The 25148-nt window shown below is 65.9% G+C and carries 14 protein-coding genes and 3 pseudogenes; 12 read left to right on the top strand and 5 right to left on the bottom strand.

Annotation, left to right across the window (positions count from 1 at the left end; genetic code table 11):
- Positions 1-21: 21 nt before the first annotated feature.
- The 11 genes from ACZ5KU_RS15220 (at position 22) to ACZ5KU_RS15170 (ending at position 12515) form a co-directional block, all read left to right on the top strand.
- Positions 22-1143 (top strand): HlyD family secretion protein, encoded by a 1122-nt coding sequence (locus ACZ5KU_RS15220; protein ID WP_416768997.1) that lies wholly within the window; start codon positions 22-24, stop codon positions 1141-1143.
- Positions 1140-2705, top strand: a complete 1566-nt coding sequence (locus ACZ5KU_RS15215) for a DHA2 family efflux MFS transporter permease subunit (protein WP_416768996.1) — start codon at positions 1140-1142, stop codon at positions 2703-2705. Before ACZ5KU_RS15220 ends, ACZ5KU_RS15215 begins: the two co-directional genes overlap by 4 nt.
- Positions 2706-3193: 488 nt before the next feature.
- Positions 3194-4144, top strand: coding sequence for a LysR family transcriptional regulator (locus tag ACZ5KU_RS15210; protein WP_416768995.1), 951 nt, complete (start codon positions 3194-3196; stop codon positions 4142-4144).
- A 225-nt stretch (positions 4145-4369) separates the two neighbouring features.
- Positions 4370-5830 carry a SidA/IucD/PvdA family monooxygenase gene (locus tag ACZ5KU_RS15205; RefSeq protein ID WP_416768994.1) on the top strand — a complete coding sequence of 487 codons (1461 nt, stop codon included), beginning with the start codon at positions 4370-4372 and terminating at the stop codon, positions 5828-5830.
- Complete coding sequence (locus tag ACZ5KU_RS15200) at positions 5827-6801, top strand: ABC transporter permease (protein WP_054058372.1); 975 nt, start codon at positions 5827-5829, stop codon at positions 6799-6801. Before ACZ5KU_RS15205 ends, ACZ5KU_RS15200 begins: the two co-directional genes overlap by 4 nt.
- Positions 6798-7703: an ABC transporter permease gene (locus ACZ5KU_RS15195; protein WP_054058371.1), complete on the top strand. Its 906-nt coding sequence runs from the start codon at positions 6798-6800 to the stop codon at positions 7701-7703. Before ACZ5KU_RS15200 ends, ACZ5KU_RS15195 begins: the two co-directional genes overlap by 4 nt.
- Positions 7700-8719 carry an ABC transporter ATP-binding protein gene (locus tag ACZ5KU_RS15190; RefSeq protein ID WP_416768993.1) on the top strand — a complete coding sequence of 340 codons (1020 nt, stop codon included), beginning with the start codon at positions 7700-7702 and terminating at the stop codon, positions 8717-8719. Before ACZ5KU_RS15195 ends, ACZ5KU_RS15190 begins: the two co-directional genes overlap by 4 nt.
- Positions 8709-9722, top strand: coding sequence for an ABC transporter ATP-binding protein (locus ACZ5KU_RS15185; protein WP_416768992.1), 1014 nt, complete (start codon positions 8709-8711; stop codon positions 9720-9722). The genes ACZ5KU_RS15190 and ACZ5KU_RS15185 overlap by 11 nt, the downstream gene beginning before the upstream one ends.
- A gap of 54 nt (positions 9723-9776) precedes the next feature.
- Positions 9777-11342 (top strand): ABC transporter substrate-binding protein, encoded by a 1566-nt coding sequence (locus ACZ5KU_RS15180; RefSeq protein WP_054059184.1) that lies wholly within the window; start codon positions 9777-9779, stop codon positions 11340-11342.
- A gap of 55 nt (positions 11343-11397) precedes the next feature.
- Positions 11398-11925, top strand: coding sequence for a CMD domain-containing protein (locus ACZ5KU_RS15175; protein ID WP_054059183.1), 528 nt, complete (start codon positions 11398-11400; stop codon positions 11923-11925).
- The gene (locus ACZ5KU_RS15170; protein ID WP_054059182.1) at positions 11925-12515 is read left to right on the top strand and encodes a peroxidase-related enzyme; all 591 of its coding nucleotides are present in this window, start codon (positions 11925-11927) and stop codon (positions 12513-12515) included. The genes ACZ5KU_RS15175 and ACZ5KU_RS15170 overlap by 1 nt, the downstream gene beginning before the upstream one ends.
- 46 nt (positions 12516-12561) lie before the next feature.
- Here the strand turns inward: ACZ5KU_RS15170 and ACZ5KU_RS15165 are convergent.
- Positions 12562-13130, bottom strand: a pseudogene (locus tag ACZ5KU_RS15165) (LuxR C-terminal-related transcriptional regulator).
- 270 nt (positions 13131-13400) lie between these two features.
- On the opposite strand from ACZ5KU_RS15165, the gene ACZ5KU_RS15160 reads away from it, so the two are divergent.
- A complete protein-coding gene (locus ACZ5KU_RS15160; protein ID WP_416768991.1) occupies positions 13401-14939 on the top strand; it encodes a class I adenylate-forming enzyme family protein in 1539 nt (512 codons plus the stop codon).
- Positions 14940-15026: 87 nt separating this feature from the next.
- Here the strand turns inward: ACZ5KU_RS15160 and adeC are convergent, their stop codons facing one another.
- The 4 genes and pseudogenes from adeC to ACZ5KU_RS15140 all read right to left on the bottom strand — a co-directional run.
- Positions 15027-16442, bottom strand: coding sequence for an AdeC/AdeK/OprM family multidrug efflux complex outer membrane factor (gene adeC / locus ACZ5KU_RS15155; RefSeq protein ID WP_054059179.1), 1416 nt, complete (start codon positions 16440-16442; stop codon positions 15027-15029).
- The gene (locus ACZ5KU_RS15150) at positions 16439-17266 is read right to left on the bottom strand and encodes a helix-turn-helix transcriptional regulator (RefSeq protein ID WP_054063317.1); all 828 of its coding nucleotides are present in this window, start codon (positions 17264-17266) and stop codon (positions 16439-16441) included. Before ACZ5KU_RS15150 ends, adeC begins: the two co-directional genes overlap by 4 nt.
- A gap of 297 nt (positions 17267-17563) precedes the next feature.
- Positions 17564-18505: pseudogene (locus tag ACZ5KU_RS15145) on the bottom strand (thioesterase domain-containing protein); the annotation flags it as partial.
- A gap of 180 nt (positions 18506-18685) precedes the next feature.
- Positions 18686-25079: pseudogene (locus tag ACZ5KU_RS15140) on the bottom strand (amino acid adenylation domain-containing protein); the annotation flags it as partial.
- Positions 25080-25148 lie beyond the last annotated feature (69 nt).

Here is a 25148-nt window from a genome sequence, read left to right as displayed (position 1 = left end):
AGCGATAGAGGTCAGTCCGCCATGGGCACTCAAGTCCACATTGCCCCCGAAAGTACATCCGCTGTGGCCCCGGCGCGGCGCAAGCCACTGGTGCGCCTGGCGGTGCTCGCGGCAGCGGTGGCCGCGGCCGTCGTTTACGGCAGCCACTGGTGGCAGACCGGACGGTTCGTCGAGGACACCGAGGATGCCTATGTCGGCGCCGAAGTCACGGTGATCAGCGCCAAGGTCCCGGGCTATATCAGCGAAGTGGCGGTGAGCGACAACCAGTTTGTCAGGGCCGGGGACCTGCTGGCCCGCATCGATGTCCGTGACTACCGCATCGCCCTGGCCAAGGCCGAAGGTGCCGTGGCCGCCCAGCGGGCGAGCCTGGCCAACCTCGATGCCACCGAACAGTTGCAGCAGGCGCTGATCAGCCAGGCCCGTTCGCAGATCGATGCCAGCGATGCCGAGGCCCGCCGCGCCCACGACGACCACGCCCGCTACCAGACGCTGGTGCGCAGCCTGGCGGTCTCCGTCGAAAGTGCCCAGCGTGCCGATGCCACCTGGAAAACCGCCCAGGCCGAACGGGCCCGGGCCGAGGCGGGACTGCTGGCGGCGCAACGCCAATTGGCGGTGATCGAAACCCAGCGGCAACAGGCCCGGGCCATGCTGGAACAGGCCCAGGCCGAGCGCGACCAGGCACAGTTGAACCTCGGCTACACCGAACTGCGCGCACCGCTGGACGGCTATGTCGGCAACCGCCGGGCCAAGGTCGGCGCCTATGCGGCAGCCGGCAGTCAGCTGATTTCGGTGGTACCGGCCCATGGCCTGTGGGTGGACGCCAACTTCAAGGAAGATCAGCTCGCGCGGATGCAGGTCGGCCAAGCGGTCAATATCAAGGCCGATATCCTGCCGGGTCGTGAGTTCCATGGGCACATCGAAAGCCTGGCACCCGCCACGGGCGCCCAGTTCAGCGTGCTGCCGCCGGAAAACGCCACCGGCAACTTCACCAAGATCGTCCAGCGTGTTCCGGTGCGGATCCGCCTGGACGGCAGCGACGCCGACTTCGGTGCCTTGCGCCCGGGGCTCTCGGTTCAGACCGAAGTGAACACCCGCGAACAACCGGCTATCGAACCGGCGGTTGCCCAGGCCAGCCGGCCATGAGTGACGGGCTGCCCACACTGAGCACCCGGCAGAAGGTCGCCGCCTTTGCCTGCATGTGCCTGGGCATGTTCATCGCCCTGATCGACATCCAGATCGTGTCCGCCTCGCTGCGCGATATCGGCGGCGGCCTGTCGGCGGGCGCCGATGACACCGCCTGGGTGCAGACCGCCTACCTGATCGCCGAGATCATCGTCATCCCGCTGTCCGGCTGGCTGTCGCGGGTGATGAGCACCCGCTGGCTGTTCGCCGCCTCCGCCGCCGGCTTCACCCTGACCAGCCTGCTGTGCGCGGTGGCCTGGAACATCCAGAGCATGATCGCCTTTCGCGCGTTGCAGGGTTTCCTCGGCGGTTCGATGATTCCGCTGGTGTTCACCACCGCCTTCATCTATTTCAACGGCAAGCAGCGCATCATCGCCGCCTCGACCATCGGTGCCATCGCCTCGCTCGCGCCGACCCTCGGCCCGGCGGTCGGTGGCTGGATCACCGACATTTCCTCCTGGCACTGGCTGTTCTACATCAACCTGCTGCCGGGCCTGTTCGTGACCCTCAGCGTGCCGCTGCTGGTCCGGGTCGACCAGCCGAACCTGGCGTTGCTCAAGGGCGCCGACTACCTGGGCATCGTGCTGATGGCGGTGTTCCTCGGTTGCCTGGAATATACCCTCGAGGAAGGTCCGCGCTGGAACTGGTTCAGTGACAGCACCATCACCCTGACGGCCTGGGTGGCGTTGGCCAGCGGGGTGCTGTTCATCTGGCGCTGCCTGGAAATCGACGAGCCGATCGTCGACCTGCGTGCCCTGGGCGAGCGCAACTTTGCCCTCGGCTGCCTGTTTTCCTTCATCACCGGCATCGGCATCTTCGCCACCATCTACCTGACACCGCTGTTCCTCGGCCGGGTGCGCGGCTACGGGGCACTGGATATCGGTATCGCGGTGTTTTCCACGGGGATCTTCCAGTTGCTGGCGATTCCGGTGTATGCGTTCCTTGCCAGCCGTATCGACCTGCGCTGGATCCTCATGCTCGGCCTGGCGTTGTTCGGCCTGTCGATGTGGAATTTTGCGCCGATCACCCATGACTGGGGTAGCAAGGAACTGCTGCTGCCCCAGGCGATACGCGGGTTTGCCCAGCAACTGACCGTCGCGCCGACGGTGACGCTGACCCTCGGCTCCCTGGCACCGGCCCGGCTCAAGCTTGCCTCGGGGCTGTTCAACCTGATGCGCAACCTCGGCGGCGCGATCGGTATCGCTGCCTGCGCCACGGTGCTCAACGACCGCAGCAACCTGCATTTCCTGCGTCTGGCGGAGCACCTGAGCAGCCGTAACGAAGAGATGAATCTCTGGCTCGAACACTTGAGCAGCAGTGCCCAGGCGCTTGGCCAGAACAGTCTGGATGCCAGTCAGATCGCGTTGCGCCAGCTCTGGGCCCTGACTTGGCGAGAGGCCCAGACGCTGACTTATGCCGATGCGTTTCTGGTGATCATGGTCTGCTTTATTCTGGCGACGGTGTTGGTGCCGTTGATGCACAAGGTTCAGCCACCGCAGCAGCCTTCTGCGGATGGGCATTGATCAGGTGCGGGAGCTGCTGTCTGTTCGGCTTTTTCCGGGGGAGGTGGGAGGTGGGGTACATATCCGTTTGCGCGTTTAGCTGATGTTACGGTTTCGCCCCTTACGGGCGAGTTACTTTTTTTCAGACGCCAAAAAAAGTAACCAAAAAACGCTTGCCCCTCCATTGGCCCTCGCTGCGCGAGGGTTCCTTCGCTCCGGTTCTGTTTCGAGAGCACGCCGTGACGGGCCATCCATGGCCCAACACGGCTCGCCCGGCATCCCTGCCGGGCAACTCTCGAAACAGAACCTCCACTCAGCCTGCTGGGAACGGGGCGGGTGGATCAAGAGCAAGATCAAAAGCAAAAGCAAAAGCAAAAGCTTCGCGGCGGTGCGGCGTTCAGCAAAAAAACTGAAGGGCCCGTGCGTATGCCATCGCCAGCAAGCCGGCTCTCACATTTTTGCGTGTAGACTTCCAGATTTTCCGTGATCGGTAACGGTAAGGCGTGCGTATGGATCTGCGTCAGTTGGAAGCTTTTGCTGCGGTGATGTCGGCGGGGAGTGTCACCGCCGCGGGGAAGATGCTCGGCCGTTCGCAGCCCTCGGTCACCCGGGTGATCCAGGAACTGGAGCAGGAGCTGGGTTTCGCCCTGTTCGAACGCAGCGGGCCGAAGGTCACGCCGACGCACAAGGCCTTCATGATGTATGGCGAAGTCGAGAGCGCGCTGTTGGGGATACGCAATATCCGCCAGCGCGCGCAGCATATCGCCCAGGAGGAGAATCACCAGATCAAGCTGGTGGCGATTTCGGCCCTGGCCGCCGGCCTGCTGCCGGCGGCGTTGGCTCGCCTGCCCGAGACTCTGCGGCCGCAGCAGGTCCAACTGCAGAGCATGTCGCCGGAAAACGTGGTGCAGGCGGTACTGTCCAAGACCATGGACCTCGGCGCGGTCAGCCTGCCGCTCGAACATCGCGGGCTGGATATCCACTGGATCGGCGAAGCCTCCTGTGTCGCGGTACTGCCGCAGCATTCGCCCCTGGCGGCCCATGAAGTGCTGCCCATGGATCTGCTGGCCCGCCAGACACTGGTCACCATGGCCAACCCCTACCGCTTTCGGCGGCGCATCGACAAGGCTTTCCGCGACGCGGGCTGCGGCACGCCCCGCATGCTCGATACCAACACCTCGCTGATCGCCATGCAGATGGCCCGCGCCGGCCTGGGCGTCGCCCTGGTCGATCCGTTTACGGCCAGGGGCGTGCCGGTGGAAGGCGTGTTGGTGCGTCCGCTCGGTTGCCATATCCCATTCTTCTTCGGCCTGATCTCGGCCTTCGCCAGCCCGCTGTCGGACGTGGCCCGGGCACTGATCGATGAAATCGCCCATTCGGCAAGATTGCTCTTGCCGCAAATGCTCATGCACGAAGCGGCAGCCCATGACGCGCTGCTGCAAAGTATCTATGCCGAGTAAGCCACGGGCACGTGGCGGCTTCTCGACAGGCACGACCGCCTGAAAATCATATTGGTTATATAAATATGCCTTTTTGTGCTTTGCGAGAATAAAAACCGCCTCTTAGTATTCGGATTACGAATTGAAGGCCGCCAAGAATTCATATTTGAATGTTAGCGGCCTTTGCAGAAATGCGATTCAAGGGACGGGGGCCGATCTCCCGACCTCATGCCGAGTACCCCATACATGTCCGATGCAACTGCCGCCACCGGCCTGGCGAAACTGGAAGCACGCCTGCGCCAGGATCTCGACTGGCTCGATCTGCCCGCCAAACCCTGGGTCAAGCCACGCCTGCACGACGGTCAAGCCGTGCTGGACGTGGCGATCATCGGCGGCGGCATGGCCGGCCTGACGCTGGCTGCCGAGTTGCGCCACCAGGGGGTGGCGGCAGTGATCTTCGATCAGGCGCCCGCGGGCTTCGAGGGGCCATGGGCGACCACCGCGCGCATGGAAACCCTGCGCTCGCCAAAACAGCTGACCGGGCCGGCCCTGGGCTTGCCGGCGCTGACCTTCCGCGCCTGGTTCGAGGCGCAATTCGGCCTGGAGGCCTGGGAGCGCCTGGACAAGATTCCGCGCCTGCAGTGGGCCGATTACCTGCGCTGGTATCGCAAGGCCCTGGCGCTGGAGGTGCGCAACGAACACCGGGTGAGCCGGGTGGCGCCACGCGCCGACGGCCTGGTGGAACTGCAGGTGCAGGCTGGCGCCCAGACGCAGCAGCTGCTCGCCCGCCATGTGGTGCTCGCCACCGGCCGCGATGGGCTGGGCGGGCCGTGGGTTCCGGACCTGGCGCGGGCACTGCCCTATGAGCTGTGGGCGCACTCGGCGGACGGACTGCGCAACGAGTGGTTCGAAGGCAAGCGGGTTGCGGTCATCGGTGGCGGCGCTTCGGCCATGGACAGTGCGGCGACCGCACTGGAGGCCGGCGCCAGCCGGGTCGACCTGCTGATCCGTCGCGCCGAGCTGCCGCGCATCAACAAGGGCAAGGGCGCCGGCAACCCGGGGATGACCCATGGTTACTGGCGGCTGCCGGCGGCCTGGAAATGGCGCCTGCGCAACTATCTCAACACCCAGCAGGTGCCACCGCCACGGGGCAGTACCTTGCGGGTCTCGCAGTCGGGCCGCGCGCGTTTTCTGCTGAACAGCCCGCTGCTGGCCGTGCAGGCAAACCCGGCCGGCGGCGTCTGGCTGGACACGCCGACCGCGCGTCTGGAAGCCGACTTCGTGGTGTTCGCCACCGGCTTTCGCACCGACTTCCGTCTGCGCCCGGAGTTCTCGCCGTTTTGCGCGCAGGTACGGACCTGGCGCGATCGTTTCGAGGCCCCGGCCGACGAGGCGGACGCGGAGCTGGCGGAACTGCCGGACCTGGGCAGCAACTTCGAGTTCCAGGAAAAAATCCCCGGAAGCTGTCCCGGCCTGAATCACATCCACTGTTTCAGCTATCCCGCCGCCCTCAGCTTCGGTGCGGTATCGGGCGACATTCCGGCGATCAGCGAGGGCGCCAAGCGATTGGCCCAGGCGCTGATCGGCGAGTTGTTCAACGCCGATATCGAGCAGCACTACGCGGCCATGCGCGACTACGCCGAACCGGAACTGCTGGGTGACGAGTGGGTTGCCAGCCAGCCGGACGCCCACGAGATGCGGCAATGATCGGCTGGACCCTGCGCCGGCTGGGCCAGTCGCTGCTGGTCATCTGGCTGATGACACTGGTGGTGTTCATCGGCCTCAATGCGATCGGCAACCCGATGGACATCCTGGTCGGCGAAGACCTCAACCAGGCCGAGCGCCTGCAGGCCATCGCCCACCTGGGGCTGGACAAGCCGCTGTGGGAGCAGTACCTGATCTTCCTCAAGGGCGCCGTGCACGGCAACCTCGGGCAGAGTTTCGTCTATCACGAAGACGCCATGCGCCTGATCCTGCAACGCCTGCCGGCCACCTTCGAACTGGCGTTCAGCGCGCTGTGCCTGGCGGTGCTGATCGGCGTACCGCTGGGCCTGTTCGCCGGGACATACCCCGAGCACCCGCTGTCGCGACTGATGATGGCCGGCAGCATCATCGGTTTCTCGCTGCCGGCATTCTGGGTCGCGCTGATGATGATCCTGCTGTTCTCGATCACCCTCGGCTGGCTGCCGGCCAGCGGCCGTGGCGCCACCCGTGAGCTGTTCGGCGTGCAATGGTCGTGGCTGACCCTCGACGGCTTGCAGCACCTGTTGCTGCCGGCGCTGAACCTGGCGCTGTTCAAGATTTCCCTGGTGCTGCGCCTGACCCGCGCCGGCGTGCGAGAGGTGCTGCCCCAGGAGTTCGTCAGGTTCGCCCGGGCCAAGGGCCTGTCACCGCTGCGGGTGATGGTCATGCACGTGCTGCGCAACACCATGATCCCGGTGGTGACGGTGCTGGCGATGGAACTGGGTTCGACCATCGCCTATGCGGTGGTGACCGAAAGCATCTTCTCCTGGCCGGGCGCCGGCAAGCTGATCCTGGACAGTATCAACACCCTGGATCGTCCGGTGGTGGTGGCCTATCTGATGGTGGTCGTGGTGATTTTCGTCGTGCTCAACCTGGTGGTCGACGGTTTGTATTACCTGCTCGACCCACGTGTTCGTATCGAGGCTGGCCGATGACCGCCGTGCTCGCCCATCGTTTGTCAGCGCAATCGCCGTGGCGGCGGGTGCTGGTGGAGTTCCTCGGCTCCCCCTCGGCCGTGACCGGCCTGGTGCTGTTGCTCGCGGTGATGCTGCTGGCGCTGCTGGCCCCCTGGATCGTGGTGCAGAACCCCTATGACCTGATGCAGCTCAACGTGCTGGATGCGCGCCTGCCACCGGGCAGCGCCAATATGGACAGCGGCTACACCTACTGGCTGGGCACGGACGGGCAGGGCCGCGACCTGGTGTCGGCGATCCTCTACGGGCTGCGCATCAGTCTGTGGGTGGGCATCGGCTCGGCGCTGATCGCCGCGCTGATCGGCACGCTGCTCGGGTTGCTGTCGGCCTACGTCGGCGGCTGGGTCGACGCCTTGCTGATGCGCCTGGTCGACCTGCTGCTGTCGTTCCCGGTGATTCTCATGGCGCTGATGATCCTCGCCTGGCTGGGCAAGGGCGTGGGCAACGTGATGCTCACCTTGGTACTGCTCGAATGGGCCTACTACGCCCGCACGGCCCGTGGCCAGGCGCTGACCGAGAGTCGTCGCGAATATGTCGACGCCGCGCGGGGGCAGGGCATCGGTTCGTGGCGGATCGTCATCGGCCACATCCTGCCCAACTGCCTGCCGCCGCTGATCGTCATCGGCGCGCTGCAGATCGCCCGGGCGATCACCCTGGAGGCGACCCTGTCGTTCCTGGGCCTGGGGGTGCCGGTGACCGAACCCTCGCTGGGCCTGCTGATCGCCAACGGCTTCCAGTACATGCTCGGCAACGAATACTGGATCAGCCTGTTTCCGGGCCTTGCGCTGCTGATCACCATCGTCGCGATCAACCTGGTGGGCGACCGCCTGCGCGATGTCCTGAACCCGAGGCTGCAACGATGAACCTGCCTGAATCGGCGATTGTCGCCGCAACGGACAAGACCGGCGTGCCGACGCTCGAAGTGCGCAACCTCTGCACCTCGTTCCACACCCGTGCCGGCGTGTTGCCGGCGGTGCGTGACGTGTCGTTGCGGGTGCAGCCGGGGCGCATTCTCGGCCTGGTGGGCGAATCCGGCTCCGGCAAGTCGGTCACCGGTTTCTCCATCCTCGGCCTGGTCGATGCACCCGGGCGGATCAGCGGCGGCCAGGTGCTGTTCCAGGGGCGCGACCTGACCCGGCTCTCGCCATCGCAACGGCGCGAGTTGCAGGGCAACCGCATCGCGATGATCTTCCAGGACCCGATGATGACCCTCAACCCGGTGCTGCGCATCGATACACAGATGATCGAGGCGGTGCGTGCCCATCGACCGCTGGGCAAGCGCGAGGCCCGTGAGCACGCCGCGCGCACCCTGGCGCGAATGGGCATCGCCAGCCCCGAGGAGCGCCTGCGCGCCTATCCCCATCAACTGTCCGGCGGCATGCGTCAGCGCGTGGCGATTGCCATTGCCCTGTTGCATGCGCCGGACCTGATCATCGCCGACGAGCCGACCACCGCCCTCGATGTGACGATCCAGGCGCAGATCCTCAGCCAGGTGCAGCAACTGGTGCGCGAGCAGGGGACCTCGTTGATCTGGATCACCCACGACCTGTCGGTGGTGGCCGGCCTGGCCGACGACGTGGCGGTGATGTACGCCGGGCGTATCGTCGAGCAGGGCACGGTCGGCGATGTCCTCGACCAGCCGCAGCACCCCTATACCCAGGGCCTGATCGACAGCCTGCCCAGCCGCAACAGCCGAGGCCAGCGCCTGCGGCAGATCCCCGGCATGGCGCCGGATCTGCTGTCGATGCCCGTCGGCTGTGCCTTCGCCGCCCGTTGCGCGCGGGCTTCGCCGTTGTGCGCGGCAGAACCTCAGCCCCTGCAGATGCCACGTGGACGGATCGTCCGCTGTTTTCACCCGGGAGCCGCCGATGCGCAGTGAGCAGATACCTCTCATCGAGCTGAACCAGGTCAGCAAGACCTTTGGCAAGGCGCCTGGCGAGCGTACCCTTCAGCACCTGCTGCAACGCCTGTGCCTGACCCGCCCGCAACTGCGGACCCACGCCGTCGACCGGGTCGACCTGCGCATCGCCCGCGGCGAAGTGGTCGGGCTGGTGGGCGAGTCGGGCTGCGGCAAGTCGACCCTCGGGCGGATGGTCGCCGGGTTGCTGCCGGTGTCCTCGGGCAGCGTCCGGGTCGACGGCCTCGACCTCGACAGCCTGACGGCCGGGCAGCGCCAGGCCGTGCGCCTGAAGGTGCAGATGATCTTCCAGGACCCGTCGGCCAGCCTCAATCCGCGCCTGCGGGTCGATCGTATCGTCGGCGAGGGCGCGCTGTTGCACGGTCTCACCGACCGGCGCGGTTTCGACGACTACGTCTGTGCCCAGCTCGAACGTGCCGGGCTCGACCCGCAGTTGCGCCAGCGCTATCCGCACCAGTTCAGCGGCGGCCAGCGCCAGCGCATCGGCATTGCCCGGGCCCTGGCGGTGCAGCCGCAACTGCTGGTGTGCGACGAGTCGGTGGCGGCCCTGGATGTGTCGATCCAGGCGCAGATCCTCAATCTGTTCATGGACCTGCGCGACCAGCTCGGCCTGACCTACCTGTTCATCAGCCACGACCTTGGCGTGGTCGAGCACCTGTGCGACCGCGTGGTGGTGATGTACCTCGGCCGGGTGGTGGAGAGCGCGTCGGTGGACGAGCTGTTCGCCCGCGCCAACCACCCGTACACCCAGGCCCTGCTGGCGCAGATTCCGCGCTTCGATGTCCGCAATTCCCGTTATGACGCGATCCAAGGGGAAATCCCCAGTCCGCTGAGCCCGCCCGGCGGGTGTCATTTCCATCCTCGCTGCCCGCGCGCCACGGCGCGTTGCCGCGAGGAAGTTCCAGCCCTCAGGGAGGTTTCGCCGAACCACCTGAGTGCGTGTCACCTCAACGAGCATCCCTGAACGGGCGCGCTGATGCCCGGCATGCTTTTCGCCATTGCGTACAAGGAATCACCCATGCAACCACGTGTTCGCTCACTGATCGCCTCGGCGCTGCTCCTGGCCGCCGGCGGCGTCTCGGCCCAGGACCTGCGCATCGGCTACGCCGACCCGGTTTCCTCCCTCGACCCGCAACTGAACAACTATGCCGGCGACCGCTCGGTGGCGCTGCACGCCTTCGAGTCACTGGTCAATCGCCACGATGACAAGACCCTGCCGGGCCTGGCCAGGAGCTGGAAGGTGCTCGACCCGACCACCTGGCAGTTCGAGCTGCGCGACGACGTCAAGTGGCAGGACGGTACGCCGCTGACCGCCGACGACTTCGTCTTCTCCTTCGAGCGGGCGCGCAACGTGCCGGGCAGTGTCGCTTCCTACGCCGGGGCCACGCGCACCGTGGAGTCGGTGCAGGCCAAGGATGCCCATACGCTGCTGATCAAGACCCGCACACCGAACGCCAACCTGCTGCCCGATGTCGACTCGATCTACATCGTCAGCCGCCATGCCGGTGCCACCGCCAGCAGCGCCGACTACAACTCGGGCAAGGCCCTGATCGGCACCGGGCCGTATCGCTTCGTGTCCTACGTGCCGGGCGATCGCACGATCTTCGCGCGCAACGACAGCTACTGGGGCCCCAGGCCGACCTGGGACAAGGTCGACTTCCGCTTCATCGCCAACGCCGCCAACCGCACGGCGGCGCTGCTGGCCGGCGATGTCGACGTGATCGACAAGGTCTCGCCGACCGATGTCGAGCGCCTGCGCAAGACCCCGGGGATCAACGTCTTCGCCTACCAGGGCCTGCGCGCGCTGATCATCCAGCCGAGCTTCCGCGAGGGGCCGAACGAGTTCGTTCGCGACAACAGCGGCAAGCCACTGGCGCAGAACCCGTTGCGAGACGTGCGGGTGCGCAAGGCGCTGTCGCTGGCGATCAATCGCCAGGCCATCGACCAGCGCATCATGCAGGGTACGGTCACCGAGGCCAACCAGTGGATGCCGGCCAACACCTTCGGCTACAACCCGCAGGTGAAGAACATTCCCTACGACCCGAAACAGGCCAAGGCGTTGCTGGCCGAGGCCGGCTTCCCGGACGGCTTCCAGCTGACCGTGCACGTTCCCGGCGACCGCTACCCGCAGGCACCGGAAACCTTGCAGGCGGTGGCCCAGTTCTGGACCCGCATCGGTCTCAAGGTGCAGTTGGAAGTGCTGCCCTGGGCGGTCTACGCCGGCAAGGCGAACAAGAACGAGCTGGCGGTCAGCGTGATCGCCTGGGGCAATGGCACCGGCGAGGCGGCCTATGCGCTGACCAACATCCTCACCACCGTCGACAGCAGCAAGGGGCAGGGCGCCTCCAACTGGGGGCGCTACAGCAACCCGCTGGTGGACAAGGCGCTGATCGATTCCACCGCCGAATTCGATGAGGCCAGGCGGCGCAAGATCCTCCAGGATGCGGTGAAAGTGGTCAGCGACGATGTCGGCATCATTCCGCTGTTCCACTACCAGAATATCTGGGCTGCGCGCAAAGGCCTTAAGGTCGAGCCGCTGGTCAGCGACCGTACCGCGGCGCTGATGGTCACCGAGCAACCTTGAACCCAATGCCTTCCTGCCTGGGCGGGAAGGCTGTCATCGATCCGCAGGAAACCTCATGTCTTCCATCACCGCCAACGCTGTCGTGCCCGATCTGCTCGACAGCCTGCTGAACCTCCAGCCCGGCACGGCCTTGCACGACGTACGCCATGCCCGGGAGAAAGTCGTCTCGGCGACCCAGGGCAGCCAGGAGCTGTTTTTCGCTGCCGAACTGGGCAACAACCTGTCGCTGTGCGAGCGCCTGTGGGTGGCCTACTACGCGGCGCGACTGACTCCGCAGGCGGCGCTCGCCGCGCACTACCTGGCGCAACTGCATGAACAGGGTATCGACAACACCACCCTGGCCAGCATCGACGCGGGAAACCTCGAAGCGCTGGGCGATAGCCGCCTGGCAGCGATACTGGGTTTTACCCGTACGCTGATCGAGTCCCCGGTACATGGCGACAAGGCTGCACTGCGAACGCTGCAACAGCAGGGGCTGAGTACCGAAGAGATCGTCGTCCTGGCGCAGTTGATCGCCTTTGTGTCCTACCAGGTCCGCCTGGCCGCCGGCCTCACGGCCTTGTCCCGCGCAGGAGCCGCCTGATGAGCGAACCGATCCGCAGCAATGGTTTCACCAACGAAGTGCTGGGCTGGAAAGCCTGGCTGCCGACCATCGACCTGCAAAGCGCCACGCCGGAGCAGATCGCGGTGCTCGAAGAGAGTCACCCGCAGGCCAAGACCTCGGACTATTACCTGACCCTGGGCCATCACCCGGACATCCTGCGCCAGCGCTCCCAGGCGTTCAACGCGATCATGTACGCCCCGGGCGGCCTGTCCCGCGCCGAGCGCGAACTGGCCAGCACCGTGGTCTCGCGGATCAACCGCTGTGTCTATTGCGCCTCGGTCCACGCGCAACGCTTCGAGCAGTTGGCCAAGCGCAACGACGTGATCCGCGAGATCTTCGCCGACCCGGCCATGGCCGGCACGACGCCCCGCGAGCGGGCCATCGTGCAGTTCTCCATCGACCTGACGCTGGCTCCGGCGAACCTGGGCGCCGGTCACATCCTGGCACTGCGCGAGCATGGGCTGGACGATGGCCAGGTGCTGGACCTGATCCATGCCATTTCGATCTTCGCCTGGGCCAACCGGCTGATGCTCAACCTGGGCGAGCCGGTGTTCCCCCGGCAGGCGTGACGCCCGGAGGGGAGGCAGGGCGGGGCGAAGCCTGCGGGCGCAGGCCTCAATCGACGAGAATGATCTTCGACACCAGCTCGACGCTGTTCCTGGCCTGGAGTTTCTTCATCAGCCTGGCGCGGTGGACTTCCACGGTACGATGGGAAATCTGCAGCTGCTTCGCCACTTCCTTGCAGGTCAGGCCCTTGACGATGTGCATCGACACCTCACGTTCGCGGGGCGTGAGGTCCACGGCGATGCGCTGCATCCGGCCCAGGCGCTCCAGGTGCCAGACGATCAGCTTGAACGGGTCGCTCGGGGTCAGGGTATAGCCCTGCGACCTGGCCCAGAACACCTCGCCGTCCTTGCGCTGCAGCAGGCGCTCATCGGAGTAGGAACCGCTCTTGCTGCGCCGCAGCCCGTTGCGACTGCGAGTGCCGAAGGCCCGGTAGTCATCCGGGGAAGGATGGATCAGCAGGGTCAGTTGTCCCAGCAGCTCTTCGCGCGAGTAACCGAACAGTTCCAGGAAGGCGGCGTTGCAGTCGAGTATCACACGGTCGCCGGTGATCAACTGGGGGCGGGTGACGCCATGAATGCCAGGCGCTGCAGATCCTGTTGTTGCACGATAGCGCTCATTGACATCCTGATTCGGTGGGGGCGTTGTTATTGATGAGCCCAAGGCTGGCTTACGTACCCCATGTACGTAGTTGTACCAACTGGCGAGCGATCCCGTTGGTATTCCATTGTAATCGATGCTTCAGCCAATCCAAGAAGGAAATCGCCATGATCCATGACCGTGTCCCCATTGTCGCGGCCAGCTGTTTGCCTTTCGCGTGTCCCGGCGATTGTGCCGCCAACAGGGAAAAGGCCCGCACCTCGCTCCTTCAGGCACGCAGGAGCTGAGCAATGAATATCGCCAACTGGCTGGATGACGCCGGCCGGCGTTGTCCGCAGCGGCCCGCCTTGTTCGAGGGAACGCGGGAGGTGGCCGACTATGGCACTTTTGCCGCACTGGTCCGCCACCGTGCCGCCTATCTGACCGGCGAGCACGGCATCGTTCCCGGCGACCGCATCGCGTTGTTCATGCCCAACTGCTGTGAATACCTCGAACTGCTCCATGCCATCTGGTGGGTCGGTGCCGTGGCGGTGCCGATCAACTGCAAGCTGCACCCCAGCGAAGCCAGCTGCATCATCGGCGACGCCCAGGCCCGGCTGATCTTTACCGATAACGGCGGACTGTTCCCGCGCGAGGCCTTGCCCCGCGGATGTCGTGAGCTGGAACGGGAGGACATGGGCGCGCTCGCTCCGATGGATGCGGTACTGCCGGACACGCCCTGCCCACGGCATGCCGACGACCTGGCGTGGCTGTTCTATACCTCGGGCACGACCGGGCGTCCCAAGGGGGTGATGCTCAGTCATGGCAATCTGGTTGCCATGTCGCTGTGCTATCAGTTGGATGTCGACCCGGTCAGCGCCGAGGATGCCGTGCTCTATGCCGGGCCGATGTCCCATGGTTCCGGCCTGTTGAGCTGCATCCACGTGCGCTGCGGCGCCCGTCACGTAGTCCCGGATTCCCGCGGTTTCAACGCCGATGAGTTGTTCGAGCTGGCCGCACGACTGGAGCGTGTCTGTGTCTTCGTGGCACCGGCCACGCTGCGGCAGATGGTCGAGCAGGCCCGCCGCCAGGGCTATGGCGGCGAGGGCATCAAGACCATTGTCTATGGCGCCGCGCCCATGTACCTGGCGGATCTGGAAGAAGCGCTCGACACGTTCGGTCCGCGGCTGGTGCAGATCTACGGTCAAGGCGAAAGCCCGTTGATCAGCAGCCTGTCCCGTGAGGTGGTCGCGGCTCGAAGCCACCCCGACTGGACCAGGCTGGCCGCGTCCGTGGGGCGGGCCCTGGCGTGCCTGGAACTGCGTGTGCTGGACGCCGGACATGAGCCGCTGCCGTGCGGGCAGTTGGGGGAAATCGCCGTGCGTGGGCCCACGGTCATGCGCGGCTACTGGGGGACCGACCTGGCAACACGGCGTACCCTGGTGGATGGCTGGTTGCTGACCGGCGACGTGGGCTTTATCGACGATGCCGGCTACCTGACGCTCACTGACCGGGCCAGGGACGTGATCATCAGCGGTGAAGTCAACGTGTATCCAAGGGAGGTCGAGGAAGTGCTGGCGCAGCATCCGCAGGTCTTCGATGTCTGCGTGGTGGGGCAACCCGATGCCGAGCTGGGCGAGTCGGTGGTGGCGTTCGTCGTGCCACGTAGTGCCGGGACGCTCGATGAATCCTCGCTCGACGCCTGGTTCATCCAGCGCATGGCGACATTCAAGAAACCGAACAGGTACATCCTCTGCAGCACCTTGCCCAGGAACAACGTCGGCAAGATCCTCAAGACCGAATTGCGCCAGTGGCTCAAGCGCCATGCCGGCGAGGCCTGCATTCCCTGAGGGTGGTAGCGGCGGTGCGAGCGATGGCGATGCGGGCCCAGGCGCGATGATCGCCGCGAGCGCCCGCATCAGCCCATCGTCTGCTCCTCAGAGGTTCTTGCCGCCGCGCTCCATCCAGCCTCCGCCCAGGGCCTTGTACAGATTGACCTCGGCGCTCAGTTGCGCCAGCCGGTCGGTGATCAGGGTCTGTCGGGAACTGAACAGCGAGCGCTGGGCATCGAGAAAGGTCAGGCTGTTGTCGACGCCGACGCGATAGCGACGCTCGGCCAGGCGGTAATACGCCTGGTTGGCCTGTACCAGAGCGTCCTGCGCCTGCAGTTGGTCCTTGTAGGTCTGGCGGGCGGCCAGGCCATCGGAGACCTCCTGGAAGGCGGTCTGGATCGATTTCTCGTACTGCGAAACGCGGATGTCCTTCTGGATCTTCGCGTAGTCCAGGCTCGCCCGCAGGCTGCCGGCGTTGAAAATCGGCAGGTTGATCTGCGGCTGGAACAGCCAGCTTCCCGAGCCGCCCTTGAACAGCCCCGACAATTCATTGCTGGAGGTGCCCGCGTTGGCGGTGAGGGTGATGCTCGGGAAGAACGCCGCGCGGGCGGCCCCGATGCTGGCATTGGCCGACTGCAGCTGGTATTCGGCCTGGAGAATGTCCGGACGTCGCTGCAGCAGGTCCGAAGGCAGCCCCGCCGGCAGTTCGGCGATCCAGTCGGCGGCCAGCGGCTGGCTGGACGGGCTGTCCGCCACCGGTGCTCCCACCAGCAGGGTCAGGTTGTTGAGGTCCTGGGCGACCTGGCGCTGGAAGGTCGCCAGGCTGGCCCTGGCGCTCTCCACCGAAGTGCGCGACTGGCTAAGGGCCAGGGCCGAGGCCGTACCGACCTGGTTGCTGTGTTCGGTCAGGCGCAGGCTCTGCTCGTAGGAGGCGAGGGTGTCCCGGGTCAGGGCCAGCAGTTCCTGGTCGGCGCGCCAGGTCAGGTAGGCATTGGCGACACTGGCGATCAGGCTCAGCTGGGTACTGCGGCGGGCCTGCTCGGTGGACAGGTAGGTCAGCAGGGCCTGGTCGCTCAGGCTGCGGACACGCCCGAACAGGTCCAGCTCGTAGGCGCTGATGCCCAGCGTCACCGAGTTGCTGTGACTGATGGCCGCCTTGCCGGTCTGAGTGATGCTGGCCGGCACGCGCTGGTGCGTGCCGCTGCCAGTGGCGCTGATCGCCGGGAACAGGTCGGCGCGCTGGATCCGGTATTGCGCCTGGAAGGCCTCGACGTTGAGGGCCGCCACGCGCAAGTCGCGATTGTTGCGCAAGGCGCTTTCGATCAGTTGTTGCAGTGTCGGGTCGCGAAACAGCTCTCGCCAGCCGACGTCCGCCGCCAGCGTCGCCGGGGCCGTGGCCTGATCGGGTGTGCCGGGGTATTGGGCGGCGACCGGCGCCGCCGGGCGCTGGTAGTCCGGAATCAGCGAGCAACCGCCCAGGGCCAGCGCGGCCAGCAACCAGGGACTGAGGGATCTGTTCATTCTGCTCCTATCATCCACTTGGCCAATCCATGTCGCCCGCTGACACCCAGTTTGGCGGCGGAGCGCTTGAGGTAGGTTTCAATGGAACTGTTCTTGACGCAGAGTTTCTCCGCGATCTCGGGTACGGTACCGCCGGCCAGCAATCCCAGGCAGACCTCCTTTTCCCGTGCCGACAACGTGATCTCGCAGGCACTTAAGCGCTCACCGAACTCCTGTTGCAGTTGTGTCTGTTCCAGGCTCGAGGCATGGGCTGTCTTGCCCTGCGGGTTTCTGGCGCTGGCCTGTCGACAGGCACGGGCGTGTCTTTGCGCCAGCGGCAGCAACGTCTCGGAGAGGCATTTGAGGAAGGACAGCTCCTGCAGGGAGTAATCGCGTTCCACCCGCGGGCGGTGCAGCGAGATCACGCAGCAACGGTTGGCCTTGCGTGAAATGAGACTGCATTGATGGGACGTGCCGAGGCAATTGTTGTCTTTCTCGTCTTTCATCCGGGCGTTCAGATGAATCAGCAGTGCGTCCTGCACCTCCAGCACCCGTTTGACCAGAGGGTGGTCGTTGCGGTGCATGGCGTTGGTCGGACAGACCGCCTGCATTTGCGGGCTCAATTCGAGGCCCGCATGCCCCAGCAGTTGGACATCGACAACCGACGACTGGCTGTCGTCGACGGTCCATTCGCTGAGTTCGATCCGGCTGACAGCCACCGAGGCGTTGACCAACTGATGCATGTTGCTCAGAAACGTCTCGTCCCCGATGCTGGAAATCAGTCTCCCCAGTTCTTGATAGATATGGGCGTTCTTTGCTTCTTTGACATTCGTTCGTGGGCTCATATGCTGATCCTGCATATCAGTAATAGCTTGCAATTCTGTCGGCAGGGCAGAGGCGATCCGTCCATTACCCTTCGACGCTCAAACCATTTCTTGCCTGATACCTGGCAGCCCAGGCATGACGTGTGAATCCATCCACAAAAACGATTCAGTACTGAATCATTAGACCCAGCTACGTAGGATAAGTCTGTAGTAGAAAACAGGGACATCCTACACGGCTGAGCCGGCGCCAGTTTAGCTGGCGCCGACTTTCCCAGAGTGAAGCGCTTCTCCATCAGGATGATTGAACGGCACTCTCCCTCAACGCCCGGGAGATCGCCTGGCCCAGGGCCCCGACATGGGGTGGCTGGACCAGCGTGTTGTGCGTTCCGGGAAGTGCCGTGACGACTGGCGCGGCTTCCAGCAACGCCCCCAACCCAACAGCGGATCGTTGCGTTCCTGCCCGCTGGCGGTGAACAGCGAGACCTTGAGCGAGCTGGCCGGGCTCACATAGGCGCCAATGGCCAGGCGTATCGCATAGGCCACCGCGAGATGGCTCCGCAGCAGGTCGGCATCGACGTCCTGGGGCAGCTCTTGCGGAAGCAGGCGATGAGTCATGCACAACGCCAGCATCGCCTCGATGGCATTCTCCTGCGCCAGTGCGGCCAGTTGCTGCCGCACCTGGGGTTCGACCTGCGTAGGCAGCCAGGCCATCAGGAACTGCGCTTCGCTCAAGGACTGCGCCGGGGCCGGCTCGGGACGTGCCGAAGCGTCGATGATGCCGACGAACTCCAGGGACTCACCCGCGGCCTGCAACTGCCTGGCCATTTCATAGGCGATCAGGCCACCGGCCGACCAGCCGGCGATCCGGTAAGGGCCTTGCGGCTGGACCTGGCGAATGGCTGCCAGGTAGCGCGCGGCCATGGCCGGCACCTCGAACAGCGGCGTTTCCCCGGCGACCAGGCCACTGGCGGCGAGGCCGTAGACCGGTACCTGCGGGTCCAGTGCCGGAGCCAGATCGCGGGCATACTGCACTTCACCGCCCAGGGGGTGGACCAGGAACAACGGTCGTTGCGAGCCCGTGCGGCGCACAGCCACCAGGTTGCCGTGCTGACCGGGACGCGCCTGGCCGTCCAGGGTCCGGGCGAAGCCGGCGATGGTCGGCTCGACGAACAGGTCACGCACCGCGATCGGCTTGCCGAGCACCTTGCGCAGGCGCGAGGCCATCTGCACGGCCATCAGCGAAATACCGCCGAGGCTGAAGAAATCGTCATGCCGGCTGACCTGCTCCAGTTTGAACAGCTCCTTCCAGAGTTGGGCGATGGCGATTTCGGTATCGCCCAGCGGCGCCTCGTAAGGCCGCGGCTCGGGCCGCGGCTCCTCGACCGGTGCCGCGATCGCCACGGCATCGGCCGAACGCGGCAATGCCGGCGTGTTCTCCAGCAACTGGCCGATGGACTGCTGTGCATCGCCCAGCAGATTTTCCAGGACCTTGGCAAACAGCTCGGCAATGGCCTGCACGGTGCTGACGTCGAACAGGTCGCTGGCGTATTGCAGGCTGCCGCGGATACGTTCGCCGGTGTCCACCAGCGACAACGACAGGTCGAACTGCGTGGTGCGGTGGGCGCTGTCCAGGGACGCCACCTGCAGCCCGGGCAGTTGCAGCGGAGCCGGTGGGGTGTTGTCCAGGCTCAGCATCACCTGGAACAACGGACTGTGGCTCATGCTGCGGGTCGGTTGCAGGGCGCTGACCACCTGCTCGAAGGGCAGGTCCTGATGGCTGTAGGCCGCCAGGGTCAGGTCCTTGATCCTGCCGAGCAGGTCGCTCACCCGCAGCTCGCGGTCGGTACCGATACGCAGCGCCAGGGTGTTGGCGAAGAAACCGATCAACGACTCCAGTTCCGGCCGCTGGCGGTTGGCCACGGGGGTGCCGACCACCACATCGTGCTGGCCGCTGAGGTGGTGCATCAATACCGACCAGCCGGCCAGCAGCACCATGAACAGCGTGCTGCCCTGGGCCTGGCTGAAGGCGCGCAGGTCGGCGCTCAGGCTTGGCGAGAAGGCGCACTCGACGATGCCGCCGGCATAACTCTGGATCGCCGGACGTGGCCGATCCAGCGGCAGGCTCAGCAGAGTGGGCGCACCCTCCAGGTGTTTGCGCCAGAAGTCGACCTGGGCCTGCAGCGCCGGGCCGTCCAGGGCCTGACGCTGCCACGCGGCATAATCCACGTACTGCAGCGCCAGGGCCGGCAGCGGATCCTTCTGCCCCTGGCTGAAGGCGTTGTACAGCACGCTCACTTCATGGGCCAGGACACTGTTGGACCAGCCGTCGGAAACGATGTGGTGCAGGGTGATCAGCAACACATGCTCGTCGTCCGCCACTTGCAGCAGTTGGCCGCGCACCAGCGGCCCCTGGCTCAGGTCGAACAGTTGTGTGGCATTGTCCTGGCCGAGACGGGCCAGCGTGGCCTCGCGGGACTCGGCCGACAGCGCACGCAGGTCCTGTTCCGTCAGCGGGAAGCGGGTATCGGCCGGAGCGATTTTCTGCAGCGGCTCGCCATCCACCAGTTCGAAACGGGTGCGCAGGGTTTCGTGGCGCATGACCAGGCGATCCAGGGTCGCCTGCAAGGCCACCTTGTCCAGCCGGCCGCTCAGGCGCAGGGCCATCGGCAGGTGGTAGGCGGCACCGGCGGCGTGATCGAGGTGATCGAGGAACCACAGGCGTTGCTGGGCGAACGACAGCGGCAGCCGACCCGAGCGGTTGGCCCGGGGAATCGATTGTGCCTCGCTCGGTGCGCTGGCGTTGACCAGCGCGGCCAGGCCCCGCACGGTGGGGTCGTCGAACAGCTCGCGCAGGCTGATCCGGGCGCCGAGCTTGCGGCGCAGCCGCGAGAGCAACTGCACGGCCAGCAGCGAGTGTCCGCCCAGTTCGAGGAAACCGTCATGCCGGCCGACCTGGTCCAGGTGCAGCAGGCCTTTCCAGATCTCGGCGATGGCCTCCTCGGTCTCGCCTTGCGGCGCCTCGTAGGCCTTGCTGGCCAGGGCGTCCTGGCCAGGAGCGGGCAGGGCGCGACGGTCGAGCTTGCCGTTGGCGGTCAATGGCAGCTTGTCCAGATGCACAAAGGCGCTGGGCACCATGTATTCCGGCAGACCGCCCAGCAAGGCACTGCGCAACTGCTCGGCCGGCACCGGCTCGCCGCAGACATAGGCGACCAGCCGCTGGTTATCCGAGTCACCCTGGCTGTCATCGCGGGCGATGACCACCGCTTCGCGAACACCCGGAACCGCCAGCAGGGCATTCTCGATTTCCCCCAGTTCGATGCGGAAACCGCGGATCTTCACCTGGAAGTCGTTGCGACCCAGGTATTCCAGGGTGCCGTCGGCCAGCCAGCGACCCAGGTCGCCGGTCTTGTACAGGCGGGCCCCGGGCACCTTGCTGAAGCGGTCGGCGATAAAGCGTTCGGCACTCAGCGCGTCGCGGTTGAGGTAGCCACGGGCCACACCGACGCCGCCGATATGGATTTCCCCGGCCACGCCCAGCGGCGCGGGCTCGCCCCGGGCATCGAGGACATGCACCTGGACGTTGGCGAACGGCCGGCCGATGCTCGGTTTCTCTCCGAGGTCGCGGATCAGGTCGAGGGTCGCGTCCACCGTGCACTCGGTCGGGCCGTACATGTTGTAGAAGCGGATACTCTGGCAGTTGCGCAGCTTCTCCCAGGTACTGGCGTTGATTGCCTCGCCACCGAGCAGCACGCTGACCGGCTGGTAGCTGCGACGCTCCAGCAGGCCGGCGGCGAGCAGGGTGTCGAGCTGCGACGGGGTCGAGTCGAAGGCGTGCACCTGGTGCTGTTCGAGGAAGTCGAGCAGCTCGCTGCCGCTGGCGCGGATCAGTTGCGGGATAATCACCAGCTTGTGCCCGGAGAACAGCTGCGAGATGCCCTTGATCGACATGTCGAAGAAGAAGCCGGCATTGAGCGCCACGGTGGCGGGTGTCGGGCAGTGCTGGTGGGTGGTGCGGGTCAGCACGTGCCAGAAGTTGAACACCGAGCGGTGCTCGACCATCACGCCCTTGGATTGGCCGGTGGAGCCGGAGGTGTAGATCACATAGGCCAGGTGCTCAGGCGTCAGGTCCGCAACGACCGGGTTGGCGTCGAAGGCCTCATCCTGTACGGCCTGCAGCGATTCGGCGGTGTCCAGCAGCAACAGCGGCAGGTCGCCGGCCGGCAGCGATAGCGCGGCCTGGGTCAGCACTGCCCGTGGCTGGCTGTCCTGGAGCATGAAGGCCATGCGCTCGGCCGGGTGGGCCGGGTCGATGGGGACATAGGCGGCCCCGGCCTTGAGCACGCCGAGCAGGCCGACGATCATGTCGAGGCTGCGTTCGGCGCAGATGGCCACGCGTTCGTCCGGTTGTACGCCGAGTGCCAGCAGTTGCCGGGCCAGATGGTTGGCGCGGCGGTTGAGCTGGCGATAGCTCAACTGGCGGTCTTCGCAGACCAGGGCCACGGCGTCGGGGTTGGCACGGACCTGGGCCTCGAACAGGGCATGGATCGGCTGGGCCGGTCCGAAGTCGGTGGCGGTGTCGTTGAAGTCGTTGAGCAACCGTTGCCGTTCGGCTTCGGGCACGACCTTCAGGTCGGCGGCCGGGCGTGCGGGGTCCTGTTCAAGGGCATCGACCAGTTCGGCAACGGCCTGGCCCAGGTAGGCCGCGATGCAGTGCGGGTCGATGCCGCTGATCGATTGTGCGGTGAGGGAGAACACCTCGCCGACGTTGGCCACGGCAATCTCGATCGGATAGTTGGTACGGGTTTCCGAGGCGAGGAAGTGGATGCCGTCATGGTCCGCCATGTCCTCGACGTCCTCCCCGGAGGCGTTGACCAGATCGCCGTGGCGGCAGTTGAGGATCACCGTGAACAACGGCAGCGCGGCATCCACCGCACTGCATCGCTGGGCCAGGGCCAGCGGCGCCTGTTCGTGGGTCAGCAGTTCGCTGAGCTGCTGGTAGGCATCCTGGACGATATCGCGCACGCTGGTGTGTTGCAGGCGAATGCGCATCGGCAGGGTGTTGATGAACATCCCCAATGCCTGGTCGGCGCCGGTGGTGCCCTGGGAACGGCCCGACAGCACGGTGCCGAAGATCCCGTCGTCGCGTCCGCTGGTGGCCGCGACCACCAGGCCCCAGGCCGCATGGAACAGTACCGAGGTCGGTACGCCCTGGGCCCGTGCACTGCGGTGCACGCGCTGGCTGAGGTCTTCGCTCAGGTGCTGCACCGAACGCTGGATCCCGGCACCGTTGCCATGCACATCCAGCACGCCGTAGGGCGCAGTGGTGGCGTCGACATCCGCCAGCAGGCGGCGGAAGTAGGCTTCATGCTCGGCCTGGGAGATGCTGGCGGCCTGGGCGATAAAATTGCGGTACGGCTGGGACGGTGGCAGTTGGTCGGCCTGCCCGGCCAGGACCGCCTGGATCTCGCGCATGATCAGGCGCAAGGTCACGTTGTCGCTGACCAGGTGATGGTCGAGCAACGCCAGCAGCCACTGTTCGCGCGGGGCATCGTAGGTGACGTACGCGGCGATCAGCGGCGCCTGTTGCAGGTCCAGGCGCAAATGGTGGGTGTCGGTTCGTTCACGCAGCATCTGCAAGGCGTCCACGCCGGGCGCGCAGTCGAGTGTGACCACCGGCAGCCGGGCGCGACGATGGACCACCTGCACCGGTTGCGGCAGGCCTTGCCAGCGCAGGGCGGTACGCAGGATGTCATGGCGGTCGATCACCACCTGCACCGCGCCGAGGAAGTCATCGAGCAGGGTGCGGCTGGTGAAGGTCACCACGGTGCGCATCAGGTAGGCATCGCCTTCGGACTGCAACAGGTGGTGGAACAGGATGCCTTCCTGCAAGGACGACAGCGGGTAGATATCCTGCACGTTGGCCGCGCCACCGGGCACATCGGCGACGATCTGCTCGATCTCCTGCTGGCTCAGGGTCACCAGCGGCAGCATGTCCGGCGTCAGGGCCGTGCAATCGGCCGGGATCAGGTTGGCCGGCACCTGCCGTTCGGCATTGTCGCCACCGGCCAGCACGGTGGCCATGGCTTGCAGGGTCGGTGCCGAGAACACCGTGCGCACGTCCAGTTGCAGGCCGGCCTGGCGCAGGCGCTCGATCAGGCTGATGACCAGGAAGGAGTGACCGCCGAGTTCGAAGAAGTGATCCTGGCGCCCCACACGCTCGATACCGAGCAGTTCCTGCCAGGCCTGGGCCAGGGTGAGTTCGATCTCGCCCAACGGCGCCTCGTAGTCGCGGCTCACCGCGGCATCGCGGTCCGGTGCCGGCAGCGCCGCACGGTCCAGCTTGCCATTGGTGGTCAGCGGCCAGGCGGCGAGGGTCACGAAGGCACTCGGCAGCATATGTTCGGCCAGGACGCTGGCCAGATGGCTGCGCAGGGCCGAGGCATCGAGGCTGCTGCCGTCCTCGGCGATCAGGTAGGCCACCAGGCGTTTGTCGCCGGGTTGGTCCTCGCGCACGATCACCATGGCTTCGCGCACACCGGTGCAGGCCTGCAGTTGCGCTTCGATTTCACCCAGTTCGATACGGAAACCACGGATCTTGATCTGCGAGTCGTTGCGACCGACGTAGACCACGCCACCATCGGCACGGTAGCGGGCGACGTCACCGGTGCGGTAGAGCCGCGCACCGGGGAGGTCGGAGTAGGGGTCGGCGATGAACCGTTCGGCATTCAACGCGTCGCGGTTCAGGTAATGCCGGGCGACCCCGGCACCCCGATGTAGATCTCGCCATTGACGCCCACCGGTACCGGCTGCTGGTAGTCGTCGAGGATGCGCAGGCACAGGTCCGGCAGCGCCGGGCCGATCAGGCTGGGCGCGGCGGCGTCGATCTCGGCCTGGCTGACCGGGTAGTAGGTGGCGTGCACGGTGATCTCGGTGATCCCGTACATGTTCACCAGGCGGGTACGCGACAGCGGGGTGGTCGCCGTCCACGGCCGCAGGCTGCGGAAGTCCAGGGCCTCGCCACCGAAGATCACTTCCCGCAGCGCATGCTCCTGCGCGCTGCGGCCGCGGGCTTCGATGAACTGGCGGAAGGCGCTCGGCGTCTGGTTCAGCACCGTGACCTGCTGCTGGCAGACCAGCGCGTAGAAGTCGTCCGGCGAACGGGCGACGTCACTCGGCACGATCACCAGCTTGCCGCCGTAACTCAGGGCGCCCCAGATTTCCCAGACCGAGAAGTCGAAGGCGAAGGAGTGGAACAGCGTCCAGGTGTCGTTGTGATCGAAGTCGAACAGCTCGGCGGTGGCGTCGAACAGGCGGGCGACGTTGCCGTGTTCCACCAGCACCCCTTGGGCAGGCCGGTGGAACCCGAGGTGTAGATGACATACGCCAGGTGCCGTGGTGTCAGGCCCAGCTCATCGGCCTGTGGGTTGCGGTCGAGGCTGCTGTCACTGGCGGCGTCCGCGCGGTTGAGCTCATCGAGTGTCAACACCGGTACGGCATGCGGCGGCAGGGCGTCGAGGCAGTCGGCCTGGGCCAGCAGCGCCACTGGCGCGCTGTCGTCCAGCAGGTAGCCGAGGCGTTCGGCCGGGTAGGCCGGGTCCAGCGGCACATAGGCCGCGCCGGCCTTGAGCACCGCCAGCACCGCGCAGAGCAGGTCGACACCGCGCAACGACAGGATTGCCACCCGGTCATCGGGGCGCACACCCTGGGCGAGCAGGGCACGGGCGATGCCGTTGGCGCGGCGGTTGAGCGCCTGGTAGCTCAGTGTCTGTTCGCCGAAGACCAGGGCGGTGCGTTGTGGGTGCGCTTGCGCCTGGGCTTCGAAACGCTGGTGAATCAACTGCTCGACCGGGAACACCGCCTTGGGCGGCCGCAGGGCCGGCGAGGCCTGGCGTTGCGCCGGGGT

It is taken from the genome of Pseudomonas sp. Tof1 (genome assembly GCF_055390395.1).
Note: the sequence above shows the minus strand (reverse complement) of the source record. Positions and strands in the feature narration are given on the sequence as shown.